The organism is Polaromonas sp. UBA4122 (assembly GCA_002381615.1).
In the GTDB taxonomy this organism is placed as follows: Bacteria; Pseudomonadota; Gammaproteobacteria; order Burkholderiales; family Burkholderiaceae_C; genus Polaromonas.
On the sequence record DFWY01000074.1, the window covers coordinates 48387 to 50741 of the forward strand.

At 63.0% G+C, this 2355-nt stretch carries 1 protein-coding gene and 2 pseudogenes; 2 read left to right on the forward strand and 1 reads right to left on the reverse strand.

Annotated features, from left to right (window positions below):
• Together B3F77_RS09680 and B3F77_RS09685 are read left to right on the forward strand one after the other, a co-directional pair.
• A pseudogene (locus B3F77_RS09680) lies at positions 1-685 on the forward strand (hypothetical protein); the annotation flags it as partial.
• 116 nt (positions 686-801) lie between these two features.
• A pseudogene (locus B3F77_RS09685) lies at positions 802-954 on the forward strand (BrnA antitoxin family protein); the annotation flags it as partial.
• 78 nt (positions 955-1032) lie between these two features.
• Here B3F77_RS09685 and galE read toward each other — a convergent pair.
• Positions 1033-2067: a UDP-glucose 4-epimerase GalE gene (gene galE / locus B3F77_RS09690; protein WP_293604756.1), complete on the reverse strand. Its 1035-nt coding sequence runs from the start codon at positions 2065-2067 to the stop codon at positions 1033-1035.
• Between the last annotated feature and the right edge of the window lie 288 nt (positions 2068-2355).

Below are 2355 nucleotides of genomic sequence, written 5' to 3' on the forward strand. Positions count from 1 at the left end.
TGCCGGCGGCGGCGGGGTGGACACCGGAGGGGGATTGCTGCTGGACGCCGGCATCGCATTGCAACAAAACCTGACGCCGCGCACCGCGGTGGAATTGTCGCTGGGCGAGGTGCGTGCGCCGTCCAGAAGCTTCAAGGCGCGCAGCGTGGCGCTCAAGCTCAATTACCAGTTTGGCCTGCCCGCCGTCTCGTCAGCCGCCGTGCCATGGAATGCGCTGGGCGGGTTTGACGCCAAGCCGCTGCGTCTGCGCGTGGTGAACCAGACTTACTTCAAAGCCAGCCCCAGCTGGCGCAGCAGCGATGTGGACCAGTCAGTGAGCAACCTGGGCGTGCAGATCGACTACGTTGTATCGCCCCATTGGTTCTTGACGGGCCAGGGTCTGGCCGCCTATGCCGGCAAAGCAGGCGCCTTCATGACCGGGCTGGTCGGCGTGGGCAGCCAGTGGCCGGTGTCCCAGCGCTGGTTTGTCGAGGGCGAAGCGCTGCTGGGTGCAGCCGGCGGCGGCGGTCTGGCCGTGGGCGGTGGCCTGGTGCGCCAGCTCAACGCCGGTATGGGTTACCGCTTGTCAAAGTCACTGTCCGTGATGACCACAGTGGGACAGGTGGCGGCGCTGCGCGGCGACTTCAAAGCCAAGGTGCTGGGGGTTTCACTGGGTTACCAGTTCACCGGGTTTGCCGAGAAGTAAGAGCTTCAGCTGGCCAGCCGGCACAACTGGATTTCATGAACCGCGTAAACCAGGTCAGTTCTGAGTGAGGGGCGCGTGACTACGCCCGAGCAGATCATGATGCGTCACCAGGGCCGCCCGGTGGCAGCGTGAAGGCTGCGCCCAAGGTGCCTACCACCCTCCGGCTGTCACCCGATGTATCAGCTGCTTTTCGTGCTACCGGCGACGGCTGGCAGACACGCATTGATGCAGCGCTCAAAGACCGGCTGCGCACGCATTCGCCTATTTGAGTTTGATGGCTGCTTGGTAACTATCAAATTAATAGCTGTCTGCACCCGTCCTATATGGGCTAGGGGCACATTTGGCACTTATTCATAGCCCTCCGGATTCTGGCTTTGCCAGCGCCAGGCGTCTGCGCACATATCCGCCAGCGAATGCGTGGCACGCCAGCCCAGCAGGCGCTGGGCCAGCGCCGGGTCGGCATAGCACTGGGCCACATCGCCTTGGCGGCGCGGCATGATTTGGTACGGCACTGGGCGGCCGCTGGCTTGCTCGAAGGCGCGCACTACGTCCAGCACGCTGTGGCCCTTTCCGGTGCCCAGGTTGACGGTAAAGCTGTCGCCGCCCTCCCCGTCGTCCAACAGCGCCTGCGACGCCGCCACATGACCCTGCGCCAGATCTTGCACATGGATGTAGTCGCGCACGCCGGTGCCGTCTGGCGTGGCGTAGTCGTTGCCGTACACGTTGAGGCAGGGCCGCCTGCCCACCGCCACCTGCGCCACGTAAGGCATCAGGTTGTTGGGAATGCCGCTTGGATCTTCGCCGATCAGGCCGCTCGGGTGCGCGCCCACGGGGTTGAAGTAGCGCAGCACGCCCACCTGCCACGCCGGGTTGGCTGTGCGCAGGGCGGCCAGCATGTCCTCACACACCAGCTTGGTATGGCCATAGGGGTTGGTATGGCTGGTGGGAAAGTCTTCGGTGATGGGCACGCTGGCCGGGTCGCCATACACCGTGGCGCTGCTTGAAAACACCAGCGTGCGGCAATTGGCAGCGTCCATCGCCTGCAGCAGGCTGACCATGCCACCCACGTTGTTGCGGTAGTACTTGAGCGGCTGCGCCACACTTTCACCGACCGACTTGAATCCTGCAAAGTGCACCACCGCCGCCACGGCATGGCGCTGCAGCATGGCTTGCACAAAGGCCGTGTCGGCCACGTCGCGGCGCTCGCAGACCACCGGGCGGCCGGTGATGCGCTCCAGGCGCGCCAGCACGGCCGGGTGGCTGTTGGAAAAGTCGTCCAGGATGACCGGGTTGTAGCCGGCCTCGACCAAGGCCACATAGGTGTGGCTGCCAATGTAGCCGGCGCCGCCAGTTAAAAGAATGCTGTTGGGGTTAGAGGTCATAAGTGGTGGGATGTTTCGATGTGGATTACGTGCTTGAGCCTGTCCTGAGCTTAGCCTGTCCTGAGCTTGTCGAAGGGGCGAAGGATCGAAGGGCTCGCAATGACGGGCATTGGGCAAAATTACAAGATTTTTATGGCTCTGGCCCCCGCTGCACCTGCGCAAGCAGCTATTTATTTAATAGCAGCTTCGACTCCAACCGAGCCACAAACCGACCTGGCACGAATTAATTGGGATCAGACCCTCATGGCGCTACCTTAAGGAATCTCCGTTCACCCTGAGCTTGTCGAA